The sequence below is a fragment of the Streptomyces sp. SID5643 genome (assembly GCF_009872555.1).
GTDB classification, from domain to species: Bacteria; Actinomycetota; Actinomycetes; order Streptomycetales; family Streptomycetaceae; genus Streptomyces; species Streptomyces iakyrus.
On the sequence record NZ_WWIC01000135.1, the window covers coordinates 1 to 5882 of the forward strand.

At 70.2% G+C, this 5882-nt stretch carries 6 protein-coding genes and 1 pseudogene; 5 read left to right on the plus strand and 2 right to left on the minus strand.

The features are described from left to right. Both GTY56_RS16720 and GTY56_RS16725 read left to right on the plus strand, forming a co-directional pair. Nucleotides 1-699 (plus strand): aldehyde dehydrogenase family protein (locus tag GTY56_RS16720; protein ID WP_161366186.1); only part of this gene is annotated, 699 nt, incomplete at its 5' end. Nucleotides 700-866: 167 nt separating this feature from the next. Next, on the plus strand, nucleotides 867-1220 hold the full coding sequence (locus GTY56_RS16725; protein ID WP_161366187.1) for a cupin domain-containing protein: 354 nt from the start codon (nucleotides 867-869) through the stop codon (nucleotides 1218-1220). A 14-nt stretch (nucleotides 1221-1234) separates the two neighbouring features. Here GTY56_RS16725 and GTY56_RS16730 read toward each other — a convergent pair whose 3' ends face one another. Further along, entirely contained in the window at nucleotides 1235-1978 is a 744-nt protein-coding gene (locus GTY56_RS16730; protein WP_161366190.1) for an IclR family transcriptional regulator, read from the minus strand. Between the two features lie 361 nt (nucleotides 1979-2339). After that, a complete protein-coding gene (locus tag GTY56_RS16735; RefSeq protein WP_161366191.1) occupies nucleotides 2340-3086 on the minus strand; it encodes an IclR family transcriptional regulator in 747 nt (248 codons plus the stop codon). A 282-nt stretch (nucleotides 3087-3368) separates the two neighbouring features. Here GTY56_RS16735 and solA point away from each other — a divergent pair, with 282 nt between their 5' ends. From solA to GTY56_RS16750, 3 genes and pseudogenes are all read left to right on the plus strand, one after another. Then, nucleotides 3369-4508, plus strand: coding sequence for an N-methyl-L-tryptophan oxidase (gene solA / locus GTY56_RS16740; RefSeq protein ID WP_161366188.1), 1140 nt, complete (start codon nucleotides 3369-3371; stop codon nucleotides 4506-4508). Then, entirely contained in the window at nucleotides 4505-5572 is a 1068-nt protein-coding gene (locus GTY56_RS16745) for a succinylglutamate desuccinylase/aspartoacylase family protein (RefSeq protein WP_161366189.1), read from the plus strand. Before solA ends, GTY56_RS16745 begins: the two co-directional genes overlap by 4 nt. 79 nt (nucleotides 5573-5651) lie before the next feature. Then, nucleotides 5652-5882 (plus strand): annotated as a pseudogene (locus GTY56_RS16750) (ABC transporter substrate-binding protein); the annotation flags it as partial.

Here is a 5882-nt window from a genome sequence, read left to right on the forward strand (position 1 = left end):
ACCTCGATGGAGCTGGGCGGGAACGCGCCGTTCGTCGTCTTCGAGGACGCCGACCTGGACAAGGCCGTCGACGGTGCGATGGTCGCCAAGATGCGCAACATGGGTGAGGCGTGCACGGCCGCCAACCGCTTCTTCGTGCACCGCTCGGTGGCGCAGGAGTTCGGGCGCCGGCTGGCGGAGCGGATGGGCGCGCTGGTCGTCGGTCCGGGCGCCAGGGACGGCGTCGATGTCGGCCCACTGATCGACCGGAGGGGGCGCGCCAAGGTCGAGGAGCTGGTCTCCGACGCGGTGGAGCGCGGGGCACGGGTGCTCGTAGGCGGCCGTACCCCCGAAGGCCCGGGCTGCTTCTACCCACCGACCGTGCTGGCCGACGTCGATCCCGGCAGCCGCCTGATGGACACGGAGATCTTCGGCCCGGTCGCCGCGATCCTCACCTTCGACGACGAGGACGAGGTGATCCGCCGAGCCAATGACACTCCCTGGGGCCTGGTCGGTTACGTCTTCACCGAGGGCCTCGACCGTGCCCTGCGGGTGAGCGAACGGCTGGAGGTGGGCATGGTGGGGCTGAACACGGGCCTCGTGTCCAACCCGGCCGCACCCTTCGGCGGCGTCAAGCAGTCGGGGCTGGGCCGCGAGGGCGGCCGCGTGGGGATCGACGAGTTCCTGGAGTACCAGTACCTCGCGGTGCCTGTGAAATGACGACGGTCATGCCCTGACTGCGTATCAGCGCGCGCCGTCACGGGCCTCACCCGTGCCCGGATCCCATGCCGCCGGGCGCGAGGGACGGCCCGTGACCTCTCCTCGCGGTGGCCTCGGCGACCAGCAACTTTCAGCAGCCCTTTCTCGAGCCCAGGACAGGAAACAACATGTCGTTCCTGAAGACCATCGACACCGATCCCGCCTTCGCGCCGCACAGGTCCGGTCCGCTCCCGGAACGCCTGGTGTCCGGCGACCCCGCGTTCATGACCTGGCCCCAGGACATGGCCCGCGGGGAGATGATCCACACGGGAGTCTGGGAAGCGACGCCCGGCGAGACGCGCTCGGTCAAGGGGGAGACCTTCGAGTTCTGCCACATCCTCGCCGGCATCGTCGAACTCACGCCGGAAGGTGGCGAGCCGGTGGTCTACAAGGCGGGTGACAGCTTTGTCATGAAGCCGGGCTTCGTCGGTGTCTGGAAGACCGTCGAAACCGTGCGGAAGATCTATGTGATCGTGAAGTGACGCCGGGGCCGTCGTCAGGCCAGGTGACGGGCGGTGATCTCCGTAGCCGTCTCGGATACCAGTCGGCCCAGCTCCGGCAACCGGCCCGGTTCGAAGCGGGAGTCGGGCAGGGAGGCAGCCACGGCGGCCAGAGGTGTGCCCTCACCGTCGAGCACGGGTGCCGCGATCGCGCAGACACCCTGGAGGTACTGATTGTGGTTGACGGCGTAGCCACGCTCTCTCACGCGCCGGAGCTCCGCACGCAGTTGCCCCGGGTCGGTGATGGTCTCCTCGCCATAACCCTCCAGCGTCCCCGCGGTGACCTCGTCTATCTCGGACCTTTCCAGATGGGCGAGGACGGCGTTCCCGGCGGCGGTGGCGTGCAGGGGTGAGGTGTCGCCGATGGCGTGGAAGGTGCGCACGGCGTGGTCGCAGTCCAGGCGGTCGACGACGACCATGCCGTGCAGGGCGTCCGGTACCGACAGGTGGATGGTCTCGTTCAGCGCGTCGCGGAGCCGGAGCATGGGTTCACGGGCGGCGGCGAACAGGCTGGAGCCCTGGAGGGCGGCGGGTCGTACGGCCAGGACGCGGGCGCCGACCTCCCAGCGGGTGGTGTCCTTGCGGTTCGCCCGCAGCCACCCCGCCTCATTGAGGGTGACCAGGGTGCGCTGCACGGTGGATTTCGGCAGTCCGAAAATCTTGGTCAACTCCCCGACCGTCACGGGTTGATGTCGGGCGACTGCCTCCAGAACCCGGAGCGACCTGGTGACGCTCTTCATTTCCATTCGTTGCCCCCTCAGACCTGTGGTCCCTGGTTCTCATGGCTCTTGACTCCGGCACGGATCCATGGCCATGATCTGTGCCGGATTCCAGCATAGTGTGCCACGATGTGGAACGTGGTCGGGTTCGGCGGTTCAGTGGGCCGGACTCGAGATGCACCGGGGTCCCGATTCCCCGCGGCGATGGACAGCCGGTAGGACTTTGACCAGGCCTGCCGTGCCGCGTGGTGCGGCCGCCCTGTGTCCGGCTTCCCCCGCCGGGCGCAGGGCGGTGGCTCCCCTGGGACGAGGCTGGGGGGCCGGCTCGCACGCGAAGGGTGTGAGCCGGCCCCCGGTCGACGGTCTGCGGGCCGTCTGCCGCTCAGGCGCCCCGGCGGCGCTGTGAGATCTCCGCGGCGGTGTCGGCGAGGAGGCGGCCCCACTTCGGCGTCCGCTCACTGTCGAACCGCGCCTCGGGCATGGAGGCGGCCACGGCTGCCAGCGGGGTGCCGTCCTCGTCGAGCACGGCGGCGGCGACGGCGCAGACGCCCGGCCGGTACTGGTTGCGGTTGACCGCGTAGCCGTCGGTGCGGATCCGGTCCAGCTCGGCGTGCAGCTCGTCGGGCTCGACGGGGGTCGTGTCGCTGAACCGCTCCAGCCCCGCCGCGATGAGCTCATCGACGTCCCGCCTCGGAAGGTGGGCGAGAACAGCGCGCCCGACGGCCGTGGCGTGCAGGGGTGACGTGTCGCCGATGGTGTGGAAGGTCCGTACCGCCTGGTCGCAGTCGACGCGGTCCACCACGACCATGCACTGCAGGGCGTCCGGTACCGACAGGTGGATGGTCTCGTTCACCGCGTCCCGGAGGCGAACCATGGGTTCACGGGCGGCGGCGAACAGGCTGGAGCCCTGGAGGGCGGCGGGTCGTACGGCCAGGACGCGGGCGCCGATCTCCCAGCGGGTGGTGTCCCTGCGGTTGGCGCGCAGCCAGCCGGCCTCCGCCAACGTGACCAACGTGCGCTGCACGGTGGATTTCGGCAGCCCGAAGAGTTTCGTCAACTCCCCTACCGTCACGGGCTGATGCTGGGCGACCGCCTCCAGGATCCGGAGTGACCTGGTGACGCTCTTCATTTCCATCCGGTTTCCCCCTGTTAATCCTCGAAAATTCTGCTCGACACCCTCTTGACTCCTCCCAGAAGCCACTGTCATTCTCTGTGCCAGATTCTAGCACAGCATTCCACATAGTGGCACGGTCTTCGGGGAGACCCCCCGGAAGTGAGCCGGACTGCGAGACGCGGCGGTTGTGAGCCGCAGGTCCACGAGGGGACCTGGCTCCCGCCCAAACCATCTCGAATCGAACAGCCTCACGTCGAAGGCTCAGCATGCGCCTCGGCGATACGAAAGGAAAGTCCTGTGTCAGCTGCCAGGAAGCGCGTCGCGGTGGTCGGCGTCGGAACGATGGGCAGCCAGGCCGCCTGGCGGCTGGCGGCCCGCGGCGCCGACGTCGTCGGCTACGACCGCTACGCACCCGGCCACGACCGCAGCGCCGCCGGCGGCGAGACCCGCATCTTCCGCAGCGCGCACTTCGAGGACTCCCGCTACGTTCCGCTCCTCAAGCACGCCGACGCCCTCTGGGAGCAGCTCCAGAAGGAGACCGGCCGCGAGCTGCGCCGTCTGACCGGTTGCCTGCTCATGGGACCCACCGAGCACCAGCAGATGGCCACCGTCCTTCAGTCCATCGCCGAGCACGACCTCGATCACGAGGTGCTGGACGTCGAGGCGCTCGCCAAGCGCTTCCCGCAGTACCGCATCGAGGACGGCGACGCGGCCGTGCTCGACCGCCGCGCCGGGTTCATCCGCCCGGAGCTGACCATCCAGACCGCCGCCCGCCGCGCCGAGCAGCTGGGCGCCGTGATCCACCGCTACAGCACGGTCCGCGAGATCGTCCCGGTCGCCGGAGGCGTGGAGATCCGCACCGACTCCGGCACCGAGCGCTTCGACACCGCCGTCGTCACGCCCGGCCCCTGGGTCAACGACCTGCTGCCCGACCTGCCCTGGGAGGTGGAGGTCCGCCGCCTCGTCAGCGCCTGGTACGTGCCCACCGCCCCGGAGGCCTGGTTCGGCGAGGAGCGCCCGGCGTTCATCCGCACGGCCCCCACCCACTGCTACGGCCTGCCCTCCCCGGACGGCATCTCGGTCAAGCTCGGACTGTCCCGTGCGCTGCACCGGCTCGCCGACGACCCCAACCGGCTGGACCGCACCGTGCGGCCCGACGAGCTGGAGATCTTCTCCGAGCTGATCGGGCGATACCTGCCCGACCTGCACCCGGACCCCACGCGCCTTTCCGTCTACATGGAGGGCTACACCGAGAGCAGCCGCCCCCTGGTCGGCCCGCTGCCCGGCGCCGAGAACGTCATCCTCCTCGCCGGATTCTCCGGTCACGGCTTCAAACTCTCGCCCGCCTTCGGCGACATCGCCGCGGACCTCGCGCTGGACGGCGCCTCGCCCCAGCCCATCGACTTCCTGTCCACCGTCGGACGTACGGAGGCATGACCGTGCAAAACGCCACCCTCAGCGTCGGCTCCCTTCAGGCCGCGCCCGGCACCAAGGCGCGCGGCACCGTCCAGGCCGATCTCGGCACCCTCACCACGGACATCCCGGTGACCCTGGTCAACGGAACCCGCCCGGGCCCCCGGGTCGTCATCACCGCCGGTGTGCACGGCGGCGAGTTCACGCCCATTGAAGCCGCCGCGCGCCTGGCAGACCTGCTGGAGCCCGGAGGGGTGAGCGGGCAGGTGATCGTCTGTCCGGTCGCCAACCCTCCCGCCGTGTACCAGGGCCGGCTCAACGTCTCCCCGGTCGACGGCGTGAACCTCAACCGTGTCTTCCCCGGCGACCCGGCCGGGGGCCCCACCGAGCGGCTGGCTGCCTGGCTCTTCGATCACCTCATCGACGGCACCGACGTCTACATCGACCTGCACTGCGGCGGCATCGACCAGGTCCTGCGGGACTTCGTCGGCTACCGCCTCACCGGTGACCCGGACCTGGACAAGGCGACGGCCGAACTGGCAGGCTCCTTCGGCATCCAGGACGTCATCCTGGGGCTGACGCCCGAGGGCGGTAACAGCCACGCTGCCGCCGCCCGCCGGAACATCTCAGCGGTCCTCGTAGAGGTGGGCGAGCTCGGCCGGCGGGACGAGGCCACCGCCCTCCGCCGTGTCGACGGCCTGCTGAAGGCACTTCGCCATCTCGGCGTCCTCGACCAGGACGGCTCCGCTCCGGAGCCGATCCGCGAGTGGGTCTGGTCCGGCGGCGCCACCGCCGAGGCCACCGGCCTGTGGTACCCGGAGTTCTCCTTCGACGCCGACGTCATCGGCGAAGTCGCCGAGGGCGACCTCCTCGGCCGCATCGTCGACCCGACCGACGGCACCGAGCACACCGTCCACGCCCCGGCCGGCGGCCGGATCTTCTACGGCATGCACGGCCTCACCGTCGCCCCCGGCAAGGAACTGGCCGCCCTGGCCGTCCCGTGGGACCCCGACACGGCCGCGCGGGCCGAGACCCTCCGGCCCCCCGGTCTGGGCACCGGATCGGACGAGGCGGATCCCCGCCCCTAGCCCCCTCAAGCCACCCCCCTTCTTTCCACGTCCCCAGCCGCACCCCTTCTCACGGCCGGCACCACCCAGGAGGCACACGATGAAAGATGCCCGAATAGACCGCAGACTGTTCCTGCGAGGAATAGGCGGGGTCACCGCGGGCGTCGCCGCCGCGACCGCCCTTTCCGGCTGCGGTACCGGCACCAGCCGGGCAGGCGCGAACAGTGGCGGCAAGGGCGGCAAGACGGTGGTCGTCCGTGACAGTGGCGGCTCCTATGGTGCGGCTCTGCAGAAGGCGATCTACACGCCGTTCACGCAGGAGACCGGCATC

Coding starts and splice junctions, on each gene's coding strand:
- GTY56_RS16745 (WP_161366189.1), top strand. CDS start 4,505: ATGACCGTGCAAAACGCCACCCTCAGCGTCGGCTCCCTTCAGGCCGCG.
- GTY56_RS16730 (WP_161366190.1), bottom strand. CDS start 1,978: ATGAAGAGCGTCACCAGGTCGCTCCGGGTTCTGGAGGCAGTCGCCCGA.
- GTY56_RS16735 (WP_161366191.1), bottom strand. CDS start 3,086: ATGAAGAGCGTCACCAGGTCACTCCGGATCCTGGAGGCGGTCGCCCAG.
- GTY56_RS16725 (WP_161366187.1), top strand. CDS start 867: ATGTCGTTCCTGAAGACCATCGACACCGATCCCGCCTTCGCGCCGCAC.